The 16,654-nt window shown below is 66.7% G+C and carries 16 protein-coding genes; 6 read left to right on the plus strand and 10 right to left on the minus strand.

The genetic code is table 11. The annotated features are described in order from the left end of the window. The first annotated feature begins 85 nt into the window (after positions 1 to 85). A complete protein-coding gene (locus VE759_RS01400; RefSeq protein WP_324927522.1) occupies positions 86 to 3,286 on the plus strand; it encodes an ATP-binding protein in 3,201 nt (1,066 codons plus the stop codon). Positions 3,287 to 3,294: 8 nt separating this feature from the next. Here VE759_RS01400 and VE759_RS01405 read toward each other — a convergent pair whose 3' ends face one another. After that, positions 3,295 to 3,753 (minus strand): DUF3237 domain-containing protein, encoded by a 459-nt coding sequence (locus VE759_RS01405; protein WP_324927524.1) that lies wholly within the window; start codon positions 3,751 to 3,753, stop codon positions 3,295 to 3,297. 164 nt (positions 3,754 to 3,917) lie between these two features. On the opposite strand from VE759_RS01405, the gene VE759_RS01410 reads away from it, so the two are divergent. Further along, positions 3,918 to 7,121 carry an ATP-binding protein gene (locus tag VE759_RS01410; RefSeq protein WP_324927526.1) on the plus strand — a complete coding sequence of 1,068 codons (3,204 nt, stop codon included), beginning with the start codon at positions 3,918 to 3,920 and terminating at the stop codon, positions 7,119 to 7,121. On the opposite strand, the gene VE759_RS01415 is transcribed toward VE759_RS01410, so the two are convergent. Beyond that, entirely contained in the window at positions 7,118 to 7,672 is a 555-nt protein-coding gene (locus VE759_RS01415) for a CGNR zinc finger domain-containing protein (RefSeq protein WP_324927528.1), read from the minus strand. The two genes, VE759_RS01410 and VE759_RS01415, sit on opposite strands and share 4 nt — an antisense overlap. Positions 7,673 to 7,750: 78 nt before the next feature. Between VE759_RS01415 and VE759_RS01420 the strand changes: the two genes are divergently transcribed. The 3 genes from VE759_RS01420 to VE759_RS01430 all read left to right on the plus strand — a co-directional run bounded on the left by VE759_RS01420 (position 7,751) and on the right by VE759_RS01430 (position 10,184). Further along, on the plus strand, positions 7,751 to 8,731 hold the full coding sequence (locus tag VE759_RS01420) for an EamA family transporter (RefSeq protein WP_324927530.1): 981 nt from the start codon (positions 7,751 to 7,753) through the stop codon (positions 8,729 to 8,731). 108 nt (positions 8,732 to 8,839) lie between these two features. Then, on the plus strand, positions 8,840 to 9,439 hold the full coding sequence (locus VE759_RS01425; RefSeq protein WP_324927532.1) for a cutinase family protein: 600 nt from the start codon (positions 8,840 to 8,842) through the stop codon (positions 9,437 to 9,439). 64 nt (positions 9,440 to 9,503) lie between these two features. Further along, a complete protein-coding gene (locus tag VE759_RS01430; protein WP_324927589.1) occupies positions 9,504 to 10,184 on the plus strand; it encodes a cutinase family protein in 681 nt (226 codons plus the stop codon). Here the strand turns inward: VE759_RS01430 and truA are convergent. From truA to infA, 8 genes are all read right to left on the minus strand, one after another. After that, a complete protein-coding gene (gene truA / locus VE759_RS01435; protein WP_324927534.1) occupies positions 10,181 to 11,056 on the minus strand; it encodes a tRNA pseudouridine(38-40) synthase TruA in 876 nt (291 codons plus the stop codon). The two genes, VE759_RS01430 and truA, sit on opposite strands and share 4 nt — an antisense overlap. A gap of 4 nt (positions 11,057 to 11,060) precedes the next feature. Further along, positions 11,061 to 11,639, minus strand: coding sequence for a 50S ribosomal protein L17 (rplQ, locus tag VE759_RS01440; protein WP_324927536.1), 579 nt, complete (start codon positions 11,637 to 11,639; stop codon positions 11,061 to 11,063). Between the two features lie 38 nt (positions 11,640 to 11,677). Beyond that, positions 11,678 to 12,730, minus strand: a complete 1,053-nt coding sequence (locus VE759_RS01445; protein ID WP_324927538.1) for a DNA-directed RNA polymerase subunit alpha — start codon at positions 12,728 to 12,730, stop codon at positions 11,678 to 11,680. 79 nt (positions 12,731 to 12,809) lie between these two features. Further along, a complete protein-coding gene (gene rpsD / locus VE759_RS01450; RefSeq protein ID WP_324927540.1) occupies positions 12,810 to 13,415 on the minus strand; it encodes a 30S ribosomal protein S4 in 606 nt (201 codons plus the stop codon). Between the two features lie 24 nt (positions 13,416 to 13,439). Further along, entirely contained in the window at positions 13,440 to 13,856 is a 417-nt protein-coding gene (gene rpsK / locus VE759_RS01455) for a 30S ribosomal protein S11 (RefSeq protein ID WP_324927541.1), read from the minus strand. A gap of 3 nt (positions 13,857 to 13,859) precedes the next feature. Beyond that, positions 13,860 to 14,234, minus strand: a complete 375-nt coding sequence (gene rpsM / locus VE759_RS01460) for a 30S ribosomal protein S13 (RefSeq protein ID WP_324927543.1) — start codon at positions 14,232 to 14,234, stop codon at positions 13,860 to 13,862. Between the two features lie 164 nt (positions 14,235 to 14,398). Further along, the gene (gene rpmJ / locus VE759_RS01465; protein ID WP_003879483.1) at positions 14,399 to 14,512 is read right to left on the minus strand and encodes a 50S ribosomal protein L36; all 114 of its coding nucleotides are present in this window, start codon (positions 14,510 to 14,512) and stop codon (positions 14,399 to 14,401) included. A 32-nt stretch (positions 14,513 to 14,544) separates the two neighbouring features. Continuing rightward, complete coding sequence (gene infA / locus VE759_RS01470; protein ID WP_003418601.1) at positions 14,545 to 14,766, minus strand: translation initiation factor IF-1; 222 nt, start codon at positions 14,764 to 14,766, stop codon at positions 14,545 to 14,547. A gap of 214 nt (positions 14,767 to 14,980) precedes the next feature. Between infA and VE759_RS01475 the strand changes: the two genes are divergently transcribed. Next, positions 14,981 to 16,648 carry an FAD-dependent oxidoreductase gene (locus VE759_RS01475; RefSeq protein WP_324927545.1) on the plus strand — a complete coding sequence of 556 codons (1,668 nt, stop codon included), beginning with the start codon at positions 14,981 to 14,983 and terminating at the stop codon, positions 16,646 to 16,648. Positions 16,649 to 16,654 lie beyond the last annotated feature (6 nt).

A 16,654-nucleotide genomic window follows, 5' to 3' on the forward strand; every position in this document is an offset into this window, starting at 1 on the left:
GCATCCACGGCTTGCGCGACGCAAGCTGCGTGCAAAACCCTTAGATTCAGCAAATTTCTGTCCGGTAGCGGTCACAATGAACCCCGTGGTCGTTCCCCACGCCCATCGACCGACGATCGACGAGTTGCTTGAGCACGCGATCCAGGCCATCAACCGTGGCGATCGCGCGACCGCCGACGCCCTCGCGGGGCGGGTGCTGGCCGTGGACCACTCGAACTCCGAGGCCGAGGAGCTACTTGCCGTCCCAGCCGACCACGGCGAAATCAGGCGGATCACGATCATGTTCGCCGACCTCGTCGATTCCACCGCGCTGTCTACCCGGATCGAGCCGGAGACGTACCGCACGGTGGTGGGGCGGTATCGACACGAGGTAGTGCGCATCGTCGAGAGGTACGAAGGCCACATCGGTCACACGAAGGGGGACGGCCTGCTCGCCGTTTTCGGCCACCCGCAACCACATGAAAACGATGTTCGACGGGCAGTGCAGGCGGGTGTTGACATCACCCGCGATGTAGCGCGACTCAGTGAGCGGGTCCGGCGCCGGTTCGGCTTCGACATCAACGTCCGAGTGGGTATTCACCGTGGCCTCGTCTACCTGGACACGGCCGAAGACGACGTCTACGGCTTCGCGGCCAACCTTGCCGCGCGCATGTGCAGCATCGCCGACCCGGGCACCGTTGCCGTCTCCGAAGCCGTCGAACGACTGGTGCGCGACAGGTTCGAGCTGCGAATCCGGTCGCCACAGCCGGTCAAGGGCATCGAGGGTCCGGTCGTGTCGTATCAAGCGATTGCCGAGCGTGACAGGACCCGAATTCCGCTCGGTCCGCTCGTCGGGCGGCAGCGCGAAATCGCTCACCTGGAAGCGCGTTGGCAGCAGATTCAGTCGGGCACACTAACCACCGCCGGGGTGGCTTTTCGCGGTGAACCGGGGATCGGGAAGAGCCGGCTGGCATGCGCGGCCGTCGAGATGGCGGAGCGCTCGGGTGCCGTGGTGCTCGAGCTGGTCGGGTCACCGTTTCACACCGACGTCGGCTTGCATCCGGTCCGAAAGCTGTTGGAGCGCACCTGCCGCATCCATCGGACGTCCGATCACTCCGAACGCCTGCGGCTGTTGCGGACGAAGTTGGCGGCGCACTCGCTGGAAACGGATGCCACGGTGGGGTTGTTGGCGCCGGTGCTCGGAATCAGCCCGGACAAGGGCTACGAGCCGGTGCCCGTCCAGGGGCTCAAGTTGCATGAACAGATCTCGGCCGCGATCCACGACTACCTCATCGCGTGTACGGGCGACGGTCCGGGACTGGTCGTCGTGGAGGACATGCACTGGTTCGACGACTCGACGATCGAGGTGGTCCGTTCGCTCCTCGGCAGCGAGTTCGGGCGACTGCTCGTGGTGATGACTTCCCGTGAGTTGGCATCCCTGCCGGACAGTTCGCGGGCTGACGTATTCGACCTGAAACCGCTCAGCGAGCAGGAAACCGACGAGCTCATCCGCGCGCTGTACCCGGCGATGACGGCCTCGGTCCGTACCACCGTGCGTCGCCGTTGCGACGGCGTGCCGTTGTACATCGAGGAGGTTGTCGCAAAGCTCAAAGAACAGCAGCCAGACGCCGAGCCGGTGCTGGTGCCGGATACGTTGTACGAAGCGTTGTTCGCGCGGCTGCGGGCCACCGAAGGGGCACTCGGGGTAGTGGAGGCCGCCGCGACGATCGGCAGCCAGTTCGACCGCGGGCTTCTCCGGTCAGTGTCGGAGATGACGGACGGCGAAGTTGATCGGGTCACCCGCGACCTCCTCGGTGCCAAGGTGTTCGAGGCCGCCGGCAAAGAGTCCTTGCGGTTTCGCCATGAGCTCCTGCGGGAGGTGGCCGCCGAGCTGCCACCGCCGAGCCTTCGCCGTCGGTTGCACAGCCGCGTCGCCGATGCGCTGGAAACGATTGCGGCGAAAGGTGATCCCGACTGGCCGTTGGTCGCACTTCATCTCGAGCGGGCGCATCGCTTCGATGAAGCGGTGTCGGCTTATCAACGGGCCTCGTCGACCGCGCGTCGTCGGGGAGCGCTCGAGGAAGCCAGGGCGTACCTGTCTCGCGCGCTGGCCCAGCTCGACCAGCTGCCGCCGGGAGCCGGGCGTGACCAACGCGAAGTGAAGTTGCGGCTACGCCACGGATTCCTCGCCGCGGCCGCCGAAGGCCCGGGGTGCGCGGACGCCGTCGACGATTTCGAACGGTCGCTGAAACTGTGTCGCGAGCCGAATGCCGACGAACTCTTCTCGGTGCTGATGGCGATATTCGCCTACTACGTCAGTCGCGCCGATCTGCGCCGCGCAGAGCACGTTGTCCGCTCGCTGAAAATCAGCGTAGACAAAGGACGCGAGTGGTGGCGATCCGAAAACATCGGCGGGTCGGGAACGTTGTCCTGGCTGCGGGGCGAATTCGAGGAAGCCAGAAGGCAACTCGAAGAGGCGGCCGCGTTGGTCGATTGCCGCCCCAAGCGCGACGTAGAAGCCGAGTGGTTCATGCCCCACGATCCGGAAGTCTTGATTCTGACTGGCCTGGCACATGCACGATGGCTTCGCGGTGATTTGGCCGGTGCGGATCAAGCATTGGCACGCTGCGAACGCCGGATCGACGAGCTTGATTTCCCGCAGGGGCCGTTCAGCCTGTGCTACGCACGGTATGTCGAGGTCTGGATTTACATCGAGGCAGGGCGATTTGAACGCGCCGCCGAATTGGCCGCCGAGATGAGCCAACGAGCCGAGCGCCACGGCTTCGACCAATGGATTGGTCTGGGCACGGCCCTGCACTGCGACGCAGCCGCGCTGGCCAAGGTGGCGGCCGGCGATGAAGACGCAGAGACGATGCCGAACAACATCGCGATCCTGAGCGCGTGGATGGACGCTTGCCGCTTTCTTGAGGCCAAGGGATATCTCACTGCATTCGACGGCCACATCGCGCGGCTCCTGATCGCTACGGGCCGGCTTGACGAGGCGCGCGATCGCGCCAATTCGGGTCTACAGCTTGCCGAGGAAACCGGCCAACACTACTACGACGCCGAGCTGCTTCGGCTGCGCGCCGGGACACACGCCGATCCGGCGGCGCGGCACGCCGATTTACAGGCGGCGGCCGAACTCGCCCGCCGGCAGGGAGCGACCGTCTTCGTGCTCCGCGCCGCCCTAGACGATTACCGTGTGCGCGGCGAGGCGGCCCGGCGGTCGGTTGCCGAAGCTGTGCAGCTTTTCCCTGACGACAGCACCTGGCCCGAACTAACCAGGGCGCGTGTGTTGTTGGTGTGAGCGCTTGCTCAAAGAACCCGAAAAACCTCGTACTCCACTTTCGAGCCCTCGGCCACATGCCCGCGGGCCACGAAAACGCTCTGGTTCATCCACGCATACCGCTCGTCCCCGGTATCAATTCGTGGCGTGATGCGGAAGTACTGGTCCTCGTACGCAGTGCCGCGGCCGCTTGCCATCGCTTCAAGAACGGTTTGGTTGAGTTCGAGAAGCCCGACGTACTGGACGTAGACCCGCGCTCCGTCGTCGGTCTGGAACTGCAGCCGTACGTCGATGCGGCCGTAGCCGTCGCTGCCCACGACCAGCCAGTCACCGCCACCGCCGATCGCGGTCGCGTTGAAGCGCTGCCCGGTCGCCGCACCCTCGACGGCCTCTAGATACGTCCGGCGACCCAGCGGACCCGTGCCAAAGTCCACTGGCGGCTTGGTCGCCACCCAGAAGGAGAACTCGTGCTGCAGCTCAAGACCCATCCTGATGCCCGCCTCTCACCGGTTAACGCCGCAATCAGCTTCTCACCCTACGTCGAGAGCCGAGGAGGCCAGGCGCATCACCGGCCGAGCTGGCAGTTAGCTCAGCAAAGTGAACCTTGGTTCAAATGCACCAATTTGGGCCCGATGCCCGGCACAATCGGACCGTGAGCCGACGCCCCAGCCAGCCCACGATCGACGAACTGCTGGATCGCGCGGTCCAGGCGATCAACCGCGGCGACCGGGCGACAGCCGATGCTCTGGCCGGGCAGGTGCTGGCCGTGGATCGCAGCAATCCCGACGCCGAGGAACTGCTCGCCGCACCGGCAGACAGCGGCGAAATCCGCCGTCTGACCATCCTGTTCGCCGATCTGGTCGATTCAACCGCATTGTCCACCCGCATCGAGCCAGAGATCTATCGGACCGTGGTCGGAAGGTACCGCGAACAGGTGCGTCAAATCGTCGACCGGTACGAGGGTCACATCGGCTCGACAAAGGGCGATGGACTACTTGCCCTGTTCGGGCACCCGAAGGCCCACGAGAACGATGTGCGCCGCGCGGTGCAGGCGGGACTCGACATCACGCGCGAGGTGGGAACGCTCAGCGAACGGGTGCGACGCCGCTTCGGGTTCGACATCAGCGTGCGGGTCGGCATTCACCGGGGACTCGTCTACCTCGACACCGCCCAAGACGACGTCTACGGCTTCGGCGCCAACCTCGCCGCGCGAGTGTGCAGCCTCGCCGAGCCGGGAACGGTCGCGGTCTCCGACACTATCGAACGACTGGTCGGCGACGCGTTCGAACTGGAGGCGCTGCCGCCGAGAGCGGTGAAGGGCGTAGCGGAGTTGATCGTCCACTATCGCGCGGTTGCCGAACGCGACATCGCCAAGACCGCGCGCGGACCGCTGGTCGGCCGGGATCGGGAACTCGCTTACCTGCAAAGAAGCTGGGCGGAGGCAACTTCGGGAACCCTGGTTACGCGCGGTATCGCATTTCACGGCGAGGGCGGCATAGGCAAGAGTCGCCTCGCCTACGCCGCCGTCGACATGGCCCAGCAGACGGACGCTGTCGTGCTCGGGTTATTCGGATCTCCGTTTCACACCGATGTCGGTTTGCGACCGGTTCGGCGGTTGCTGGAACGACGGTGTGGAATCAGGCGCGACTCAGATCCGGCGGAGCGCCTCCGCAGGCTGGAGGCCGAGGTCGTGGCGCGCTCACTGGATCCGGCCGCGGTCGTGCCGCTATTGGCGCCCGTGCTCGGCGTCGGCCCGGAATGCGGGTATGAACCCGTGCGCGCCGGCGGAGAGCGGCTCTATGAGCGGATCAGCGAGGCGATCCGTGACTACCTGCTGGCGTGTCTTGGCACCGGACCCGGGCTCGTCCTGGTCGAGGACATGCACTGGTTCGACGAGGACACCACTGAGGTAGTCCAGGCGCTACTTCGTGAGGACCTCGGCCGGCTGCTCGTCGTCATCACCGGACGCCAACTGCCGGCATTGTCCGGCACGACACGGGTATTCGAAGTGAAGCCCCTCAGCGACGCGGAAACTGAGCAGCTCATCGTGGCCCTGCATCCCGAGATGACTTCCGATGCACGAAGGGCGGTGCGGAAGCGCTGCGACGGCATACCGCTTTATATCGAGGAGGTTGTCGCCAAGCTAAAGGAGCAGCCCTCGGACGCCGCCGAATCCGCGCAGGTGCCCGACACGTTGTATGAGACGCTGTTCGCGCGACTGCGTTCCAGCACGAACGCGCTGCTCGTGGTCGAGGCGGCGGCGCTGATCGGTAGCCTCGTCGACGTACGCCTGCTGTCGTCCGTGGTGCAGTTGGACAAGCGCGAAGTCGACGACGTGCTTCGGGAACTCGGGCGTGGCAGAGTCCTCCAGCCGGTTCTTACGGACAGCTGGCGATTCCACCACGAGCTGCTGCGCGAGGTCGCCGCGGAGCTATCACCGCCGAGTGTGCGCCGCAAGCTGCACAGCCGCATCGCGGACACACTCGTTGCCGCTGCGGCAGACGGCACCCCGGAGTGGCCACTGGTGGCGTACCACTACGAACAGGCTGATCGGTTCGACGAGGCGGCGTCGGCCTACCAAGAAGCATCGGCCAATGCCCGACAGCGAGGAGCGCTCGGCGAAGCACGCACCCATCTCACCCGCGCTCTCGAGAACGTCGCGCGTATGGCGTCAGGTCCGTCGCGTGACCACCGCGAGGTCGCCATCCGCCTGGAGCGCGGGTTTCTGGCCTCGGCGGCGACGGGCCACGCAAGTGTCGAGGCGGCCACCGAGTTCGAGCGATGCTTGCAACTCATCGGGGACGAGCCGAGTCTGGCGCTTTACGCGACTTTTAGTGCCCTCTGGAGCTACTACGCCACCCGTGGGGACCTGCGTCGAGCGACGCTGCTGGTGGAGGCGCTCAGGGTGCGGCTCGCGGACATGCCGGACTGGTACCGCGCGGCCAATGATGCGGTATTCGGGGCTCTGGCGGTGTTCCGGGGTGATTACCGCACCGCCCGGGCCACGTTGGAGAAAGCCGCGGCCGCCGTCGATGACATTGGCTCACCCGAAATCGAAGGAGCATGGTTTGCCCCGAACGACCCATTAGCGGGGATGTACACGTTCCTCGCGATGACCCGGTTTGTTCAGGGCGACCTGGCCGGTGCGGAGACCGCATTCGCGCAGATGGAACGGCGGTGCGAAACGCTGCGCTTCCCCCATGGCGCGTTCACCCTTTGTTATGGGCGAACGATAGAGGCGTTGGTGCGCACCGAAGCCGGCCAATACGACCGCGCGGTTGAGCTGATTGGAGAGGTGGCCGACCGGGGCCACCACAACGGCTTCGACGAGTGGGTGATGATCGCGGCGAGCGCGGGGGCCAACACGAAGGCAACGGCTGCGCTGGCCGGCGGCGAGACCGACTCTTCGGTGTTGGAAGCGCACGCCCAAACCCTGACCGCAGTGGTCGAGGCGTGGCGGGCGGCCGAGATGATCTCGTTTTTGGGGTGGTACGAGGCCGCATTGGCGCGGGTCCTGTTGGCGGTCGGCAGGAAAGACGCGGCGCGCGAACGCGTGAACATGGCGCTGCGAATGGCCGACGAGACCGGGTGGCACATCTGCGACGCCGAGCTGCTGCGGTTGCGGGCTCACACATCTCGCGACTCCGACGCCCGGCACGCAGGTCTTCGCGCGGCGATCGAGCTGGCCCAAACGCAGGGTGCCCCCGTCTACGAATTGCGAGCCGCCGCGGATGATTACGAGCTGGTCGGCGAGCCGGCACGGGCCGCCCTGCTGGACGCGCTCAGCCGCTTTCCGGCTGAGCAAACCTGGCCGGAGTTGAGACGCGCACGAGCACTGGTCGGCTCGGCGCGCTAACCCGTTTTCGCCCTGCGCTCGCGGTAGGCGGCCACGTGCTGACGGTTGCCGCAGTTGCCGGTGTCACAGAAGATGCGGGACCGGTTGCGCGACAGATCCATCACGACGGCCCGGCAGTCCGGCGCCGCACAGATCTTGAGCCGCCGCAGCTCGCCGACCCGGATCAGGTCGGCCAGCGCCATCGCCATCTCCGCACCCATCCGCTGTGCCAGCGGGTCGTGCTGCGACGCGAGGTGCAGGTGCCACTCCGGCATCTCTGGGTGGCGGGTCAGCCACGGCGCCGCATGCGTGTCGGCCAGCAGCGCGTTCACCTGCCCCACCGCACGCTCCTCGTTGCCGGCGGATTCCCAGATCCGCCCCAGTCGGCCACGCAGCGCGTGCACCGCGGCCAATTCGGCGGCGTCGTGGTCGCGGCGACCCGTCCAGCCGAAATAGTTCAGGTACTTGTCGAGCGCCGGCTGGTCGGCGAGATGCTCGCCGTCGTCGCGGTTCGTGTTGACCAGGATCGCCGCGGCTCGCAGGGTCAGCTCCGTGTCATGACTAAAAAGCATTTGACCCCTGACTCCCCCTCCCGGTAGCGTCAGTACCGAAATTCATTTTACTCATTACGCGACGGTTGGGGGTTTGCGATGCATGGGAAAAACGCGTTCCGACCTGGCGTCGCGTTCGCGGCGGCGGCTGCCGTCACCTTCGGGATGTCCGGGCCGTTCGCAAAGTCGCTGATGGAGGCCGGCTGGACGCCGACCGCCGCGGTTACCGCGCGGCTGGCCGGCGGCGCGTTGGTCATGGCGTTGTTCGCGACGATCGTGCATCGCAGCTGGCTTCGGGAAGCGATTCGGCACGCCGGGACGGTGGCCGGCTACGGCTTGATTCCGATCGCGGGCGGCCAGCTGTGCTACTACAACGCCGTCGCGCATCTGTCGGTCGGTGTGGCGGTGCTGCTGGAGTACCTGGCACCGGTGCTGGTGGTGGGCTGGGTGTGGGGCACCACCCGCCGCAGGCCGGCCACCCTCACGCTGGTCGGAGCCGCGCTCGCGGTGGCCGGGACCGTCGTCGTGCTCGACGTGTTCTCCGGCGCCCACATCGACACGATTGGCGTGGCGTGGGCGCTGGGCGCGGCGGTCAGTGTCGCGTGCTACTTCGTGCTGTCGGACCGGGTTACCGACGGCGACGGACTCAACGCGGTGACCCTGGCCGCCGGCGGGTTGATCGTCGGTGCCGCCGCGGTCGCCGCGCTGGGCGTGACCGGCGTCCTACCGCTGACCTTCACCACCAACGACACCGTGGTCGCCGGCCACACCAGCTCATTCGTGCTGCCGGTGTTGGTGCTCGGCGTGGTCAGCACGGCCATGGCCTACACGTTCGGCATCAGCGGCGTGGCCCGGCTGCGGCCCAGCTATGCATCGCTGCTCGGCCTCGGAGAGGTGCTGTGCGCGGTCGTCGCGGCCTGGGTGCTGGTCGGCGAGGCCGTCACGCTGACCCAGGCCGTCGGCGGCGGGGTCGTGCTGGTCGGGTTGGCGTTCGCCGGGCGCAGCAACCGCGCCGAGGTGGCCGCGGCCGGCTTCGCGGACACCGGGGCGATCGAAGCCGTCGCGGCGAGCGGTCGCTGAGCACCGGTTACGTAACCGGCACCCCGATATGTGAGCATTAACCGCGTGAGGCGACGCCAGAATTGCTTGATCCTTGCCGGAGCCGCGTTGTTCGCGGCAGGAACCTCATTGAGCACACCGACCATCCCGCCGGCCTCGGCTCAACAATGCCCGGACGTCCAGGTGGTTTTTGCCCGCGGCACCAACGAACCGCCGGGCATCGGCCGGGTGGGCCAGGCGTTCGCGGACGCCCTCGGGGCTCAGCTGCCAAACCGCACGCTGAGAACGTACGCGGTGAACTATCCCGCCTCGTTGGACTTTCTGACCACCGCGGCCGGCGCGGCCGACGCGAATTCATACATCGCGGCCACCGCGCGACAGTGCCCGTCGACCCGGATCGTGCTCGGCGGATACTCGCAGGGTGCGGCCGTCGTCGACATGCTGGGCGGTATACCGCCCCTCGGCGAAAAGATCGGTGACGTGGGGTCGGCACCGCCGCTTTCCCCCGACGCCGCCAGCAAGGTGGCGGCGGTCGCGGTCTTCGGCAACCCGGCGACGAAGTTTGGGAACCCGATGTCGGCGAGCCCGCTGTGGGGTGGCAGGGCCATCGATTTATGCAACAACGGTGACCCGATCTGCTCCCGCGGCCGCAATCCCTTCGCCCATACCAGCTACGAGAGCACCGACTTCCCCGGTCAAGCCGCGGGTTTCGTGGCGGGATTGGTCTAGCTGTTTGGCCGGCACCTACGCCGCTAATCTGCTTTAGCCCAAGATCGCGGTCGGCGTCGCTAATATCCTTGGGGTGAGAGTTGCAATTGCGTCAGTTGTGGCTTCAGTCGTAGCCGCTGGTTTACTGATCGGCCCCGCCGCGGTTCCGGACGCTTTGACAGGTATTCCAACGGGATCGGCCGCGGGATGCCCGGACGTCGAGGTCGTCTTCGCCCGCGGCCGCTTGGAACCACCGGGGGTCGGCATACTCGGCAACGCGTTCATCAGCGCACTGCGGTCCAAGGTCAATAAGAACATCGGGGTCTACGCGGTCAAATACGACGCCGACACCGCGGTGGACCAGGGCGCCAACGACATGAGCGGGCACGTCCAGTACATGGTCGGCAACTGCCCGAACACACGACTGGTACTCGGCGGCTACTCGCTCGGCGCCGCGGCGACCGACGTGGTGCTCGCGGTCCCCACCGCCATGTGGGGTTTCACCAATCCCCTACCGGCAGGCGCCGACACGCACATTGCCGCGGTCGCATTGTTCGGCAACGGAGCGGCGTGGATCGGACCGATCACGAACTTCAACCCGCTCTACAGCGACAGGACCATCGAGTTGTGTCACGGCGCCGACCCGGTCTGCAACCCGGCCGACCCGAACACGTGGGAGAACAACTGGCCCGCACACCTGGCCAACGCATACATCGGCGCCGGCATGGCCAATCAGGCCGCCGATTTCGTCGCCGGCAAACTTTAGTCGATCGGGCTGCGCAGGTCGCGGGTCACCGCGATGCGGGCGGCGAGCTGGTCGTCGGGCGGGTAATCCACCCCGATCAGGGTGAGCCCACGGGCGGGCGCCGCGGCGAAGTCGCTGGACCGCTGGGTCAATTTCAGCAGCCCCGCGCACCACTGCGGGCTGCGGCGACCGTCTCCGACGGCCAGCAGGGCGCCCATCAACGAGCGCACCATCGACCAGCAGAACGCGTCGGCGGTGACGTGGGCGGTGACCACGTCGCCGTCGCGTCTGAAGTCCAGTCGCTGCAGGTCGCGGATCGTCGTCGCGCGATCGCGCGATCGGCAGAACGCGGCGAAATCGTGCAGACCGACCAGGTCTCGCGACGCGGCCGCCATCGCGTCGACGTCGAGCGGCCGCGGCCACGCCGTCACGTAGCGGGCCTGCTGAGGCTCGACGCCGTACGGCGCGGTGGACAGTCGATACAGGTAATGGCGGCGCAACGCCGAGAACCGCGCGTCGAATCCTGCTGGGGCGCGGGTGATGTCGTACACCCGGACATCGGGCGGCAGAAAGCGGGCGAGCCGGCGCACCAGCGGCAAGAACTCGTGTTCGCGCGGTCGCCTCGAGCGCGGATACCCGTACCGCAGCGCCTCGGCCGGGATGTCGACGTGTGCCACCTGGCCGGTCGCATGCACGCCGGTATCGGTGCGCCCCGCCGCGAACAGCTGCACGGGAACCCGAAACACCGTCGACAACGCGTCGATCAGCGTGCCGGCCACCGTCCGCTGGGCCGCCTGCACCGCCCATCCCGCGAAATCGGTTCCGTCGTAGGCGATATCGAGCCGAAGCCGAACGGACCCGCCACCGGGATCGATGGCGGGTCCGTCGAGCATGGCGTCAGGACTTGTCGGCGTCCCCAGCGTCCCCGGTGTCCTGGCTGTCCTCGCTGGCGGCCTCGCTGTCGTCCGCTGGGCTTTCGACGACCTCGTCGGCAGCCTCGGGAGCCGGAACGTCATCCGTTGCCGGCGCCGCGGGGGCCGGGGCCGCCTTCTTCGCCGGGGCCTTGGCCGTCTTCGACGCCGCCGCACGGCGGGCCCGGTTGGCCTCGGAGGTGACCGTCTTCTCCTGCACCAGTTCGATCACCGCCATCGGGGCGTTGTCACCCTTGCGGGCCTCGACCTTGATGATGCGGGTGTAGCCGCCGGAGCGGTCGGCGAAGAACGGGCCGATCTCCGCGAACAGGGTGTGCACCACATCCTTGTCGCGGATCTTCTTGAGCACCTCGCGCCGGTTGTGCAGCGTGCCCTTCTTGGCGTGGCTGATCAGCTTCTCGGCATAGGGCCGCAACGCCCGGGCCTTCGGCTCGGTGGTCCGGATCCGGCCATGCTCGAACAGCGACGTGGCCAGGTTGGCCAGAAGCGCCTTCTGGTGCGAGGACGACCCGCCGAGGCGACGGCCCTTGGTCGGCTTGGGCATTGCTGGGCTCCCTTTTCCTTAACAGGCAGAGACCGGAGTCAGAGCTGCTCGGTTTCGGCGTAGTCCTGTTCGTTTTCCATGTCGTAGCCGGTATCGCCGTGCCACGTGCCGGTGGCCACGTCGTAACCGGCGACCTCGGACGGGTCGAAGCCGGCCGGGCTGTCCTTCAGCGACAGGCCCAGCTGGTGCAGCTTCACCTTGACCTCGTCGATCGATTTCTGGCCGAAGTTGCGGATGTCCAGCAGATCGGACTCCGTGCGCGCGACCAGCTCGCCGACGGTGTGGATGCCCTCACGTTTGAGGCAGTTGTAGGACCGCACCGTCAGGTCCAGGTCGTCGATCGGCAACGCGAACGAGGCGATGTGGTCGGCCTCGGCCGGCGACGGACCGATCTCGATGCCCTCGGCCTCGACGTTGAGCTCGCGCGCCAAGCCGAACAGCTCGACCAGCGTCTTGCCCGCCGACGCCAACGCGTCCCGCGGCGAAATCGAGTTCTTGGTCTCGACGTCCAGAATCAGCTTGTCGAAGTCGGTGCGCTGCTCGACACGGGTGGCCTCCACCTTGTAGGTGACCTTCAGGACCGGCGAGTAGATGGAATCGACTGGGATGCGGCCGATTTCGGCACCGGACGCCTTGTTCTGAACGGCAGGCACGTAGCCGCGGCCACGCTCCACGACGAGCTCGACCTCGAGCTTGCCCTTGTCGTTCAGCGTCGCGATGTGCATGTCGGGGTTGTGCACCGTCACGCCGGCAGGCGGCACGATGTCGCCCGCGGTCACCTCGCCGGGGCCCTGCTTGCGCAGATACATCGTGACCGGCTCGTCCTCCTCGGACGAGACGACCAGGCCCTTGAGGTTCAGGATGATGTCGGTGACGTCTTCCTTGACGCCGGGCACGGTGGTGAACTCGTGCAACACGCCGTCGATGCGAATGCTGGTGACGGCCGCGCCCGGGATCGACGACAGCAGCGTGCGGCGCAGCGAATTGCCAAGGGTGTAGCCGAATCCCGGCTCGAGCGGTTCGATCACAAATTGTGAGCGGTTGTCGGCGATGCCCTCTTCGCCCAATGTGGGTCGCTGAGAAATCAGCATGTGTTTTCTTCCTCCTTCACGGCACCCGCTATTTGATGCCGATCAATCTGCCACCGCCATCGGGACGGCGCAGAAGCGTTTACTTCGAGTAGAACTCGACGATCAGCTGCTCGGTGAGCGGCACGTCGATCTGCGCCCGCTCGGGCAGCTGGTGCACCAGGATCCGCTGGCGTTCCCCGATCACCTGCAGCCAGCCCGGGATCGGCCGCTCGCCCGCCGTCTCCCGCGCAATCTGGAAGGGCAGCGTGTTCAGCGATTTCTCCCGCCCGTCGATGATGTCGTACTGCGACACCCGGTAGCTCGGGACGTCCACCTTCACGCCGTTGACGGTGAAGTGGCCGTGGCTGACCAGCTGGCGGGCCTGCCGACGGGTGCGCGCGAGACCGGCGCGGTACACCACGTTGTCCAGCCGGCTCTCCAGGATGCGCAACAGCTCCTCACCGGTCTTGCCGGGGCGGCGCTGTGCCTCTTCGTAGTAGCGGCGGAACTGCTTCTCCTGCACGCCGTAGGTGAAGCGGGCCTTCTGCTTCTCCTGCAGCTGCATCAGGTATTCGCTTTCCTTGATCCGGGCCCGGCCGTGCTGGCCGGGCGGATACGGGCGCTTCTCGAACGCCTGGTCGCCGCCGACGAGGTCGACGCGCAGACGGCGCGACTTGCGCGTGACGGGTCCGGTGTAGCGAGCCATTCCTGTTTCTCCTCCCAGACCCGACTAGACCCGACGCCGCTTCGGCGGACGGCAACCGTTGTGCGGCTGTGGCGTCACGTCGGCGATCACGCCGACCTCCAGGCCCGCGGCCTGCAACGACCGGATCGCGGTCTCGCGGCCCGACCCCGGCCCCTTCACGAACACGTCGACCTTGCGCACGCCGTGCTCCTGCGCCTTGCGGGCGGCGTTCTCGGCGGCAAGCTGCGCGGCGAACGGTGTCGACTTGCGCGACCCCTTGAAGCCGACGTGGCCCGACGATGCCCAGGCGATGACGTTGCCCTGCGGGTCGGTGATCGACACGATGGTGTTGTTGAACGTGCTCTTGATGTGCGCCGCGCCGTGCGGAACGTTCTTCTTCTCCCGGCGGCGGCCCTTCTGGCCCTTCTTCGGGGCGGCGCCGCTGGCTTTCTTCGGTGGCATGGGTTACCTGGCCTTCTTCTTGCCGGCGATGGTGCGCTTCGGGCCCTTGCGGGTACGCGCGTTGGTCTTGGTCCGCTGGCCGCGTACCGGTAGGCCGCGGCGGTGCCGCAGGCCCTGGTAACAGCCGATCTCGATCTTGCGGCGGATGTCGCCCTGCACCTCGCGGCGCAGATCGCCTTCCACCTTCAGGTTGCCCTCGATGTAGTCGCGCAGGTGAGTCAGCTGGTCATCGGTGAGGTCCTTGGTGCGCAGGTCCTTGTCGATGCCCGTCGCGGCGAGGATTTCGTTGGAGCGGGTACGGCCGACGCCGTAGATGTAGGTCAGCGCGACCTCCATGCGCTTGTCGCGCGGCAGATCGACGCCCACTAGTCGGGCCATGCGTGTGACATTCCTTCTTCGCGGAGGTCTGGTCCCAGTCCGTTCCCGTTTGCGCGGGGCCCGGCCTCCGTTCCGGGCGTGCATGCGCGGCCTATCCGCTCAGTGGACTGGGAGGTCCCCATTCAGTTGTCGATTGCCGGCAGGGGCGTGACTAGCCGGCCTGGCTAGCCCTGCCGCTGCTTGTGGCGCGGATCGGAGCAGATCACCATGACCCGCCCATGCCTGCGGATCACCCTGCATTTGTCGCAAATCGGCTTGACGCTCGGGTTGACCTTCACGGCTTTTCGATCCTGTTCTTCGTCTCGTTGACTTACTTGTACCGGTACACGATGCGGCCACGGGACAGGTCGTACGGCGATAGCTCCACGACCACCCGGTCCTCGGGCAGGATGCGGATGTAGTGCTGCCGCATCTTGCCGCTGATGTGGGCGAGCACCTTGTGGCCGTTCTCCAGCTCAATGCGGAACATCGCATTGGGCAGCGGCTCGACCACGCGGCCCTCGACCTCGATGGCGCCGTCTTTCTTTGCCATAACTCGCTTTCGTTCGCTTTTGGTGCGCCCGGTTGTCGGCGCAGCTTTTGCTCCGACTACAAAACGTGAGCCGGTAACAGAAAATTCCGGGACCTGGGCACGCAAGAGCCGGCGCGGATACCGCACCGTTGCTTTATCTTACTCGTTTGGGCGCCGCAGACCAAAACCGCTCCGCCCGCGGGCGTGCGCGCTGACGAGCGCATACTTGGTCGTGATGAGCGGACCCGATCCAGCCACCCGCAAGCCAGTAATCATCAGCATCGATGACGACCCTGCCGTCTCCCGTGCCGTTGCGCGCGACCTGCGTCGCCACTACGGCGAGCACTACCGGGTGATGCGCGCCGAATCCGGCGCCTCGGCGCTCGAGGCGCTGCGGGAACTGAAGATGCGCGGCGAGACCGTCGCCGTCTTCGTCGCCGACTACCGGATGCCGCAGATGAGCGGCATCGAGTTTCTGGAAGCGGCGATGCAGCTGTATCCGGTGGCGCGCCGTGTGTTGCTGACCGCCTACGCCGACACGCACGCGGCGATCGAGGCGATCAATGTCGTCGACCTGGATTACTACCTGCTCAAGCCGTGGGACCCGCCCGAGGAAAAGCTCTATCCGGTCATCGACGAACAGCTCGAGGCGTGGCAAGCCATCGGCGACCGAGCAATCCCCTACACCAAGGTGATCGGGCATCGCTGGTCGGCGCGCTCGGCCGAGGTTCGCGACTTCCTGGTCCGAAATCGTTTGTCTTACAACTGGTTTATGGCCGACGAGCCCAAGGGCGAACAATTACTGCAAGTCGCCGGGCTCGACCCGCGCGCGCTGCCGGTGGTCATCACCGAACGGGGCGAGCCGATGGTGCAGCCAACCGACGCCGAGCTGGCCGACCGCCTCGGCCTGTCCACGACACCGTCGGCGTCGTTCTATGACCTGGTGGTCATCGGCGGCGGCCCCGCGGGGCTCGGCGCCGCGGTCTACGGGGCTTCCGAAGGTTTGCGGACCGTCCTGATCGAGAGCATCGCGACCGGTGGGCAAGCCGGTCAGAGTTCCCGGATCGAGAACTATCTCGGCTTTCCCGACGGAGTGTCGGGCGGCCAGCTGGCCGATCGGGCCCGCCGCCAGGCCGAAAAGTTCGGCGCCGAGCTGATCACCGCCAGTGACGCCGTCGGTCTGGAGTTGAACGGGCCGGCCAGAACGATCCGACTCTCCGATGGCGGCGCAATCGACGCGCGTGCGGTGGTGCTTGCCACCGGGGTGTCGTATCGGCAGCTGAATGCGACCGGGTGCAGGGACTTGACCGGCCGCGGGGTGTTTTACGGCGCCGCGATGTCGGAGGCATCCCAGTGCCGAGACCAGCAGGTCTACGTCGTCGGCGGCGCCAACTCCGCCGGTCAGGCGGCGGTGTATCTGGCCCGCGAGGCCGATTGCGTGACCCTGCTGGTACGCGGGCCGTCGCTGGATGCGTCGATGTCGTACTACCTGATCCAGCAGATCGCGGCCAACCCGAAGATCCGAGTGCGCACGTGCACCGAGGTCGCCGAGGCGATTGGCGAGGAATACCTGGAAAAGCTGGTGCTGAGGGACCACCAGTCCGGCAAGGAAGACATCGTCGAGTGCGGCCGGCTGTTCATCTTCATCGGCGCCGCCCCGCGAACGGACTGGCTGGACGGTGTGGTCGCCCGCGACGACCACGGCTTCATCCTCGCCGGGCCGGATCTGAAGAACGTCTGCGGCTGGACGTTGGAGCGTCCGCCGCACCACCTGGAAACAAGCGTGCCGGGCGTGTTTGTTGCAGGTGACGTGCGAGCCGAATCCGCAAAGCGGGTCGCGGCCGCCGTCGGCGATGGTGCGATGGCGGTGATGCTGGCGCATCGCTACCTGGCCGAAACGTAGAAGGGA

The organism is Mycobacterium sp. (assembly GCF_035640695.1).
Classification (GTDB): Bacteria; Actinomycetota; Actinomycetes; order Mycobacteriales; family Mycobacteriaceae; genus Mycobacterium.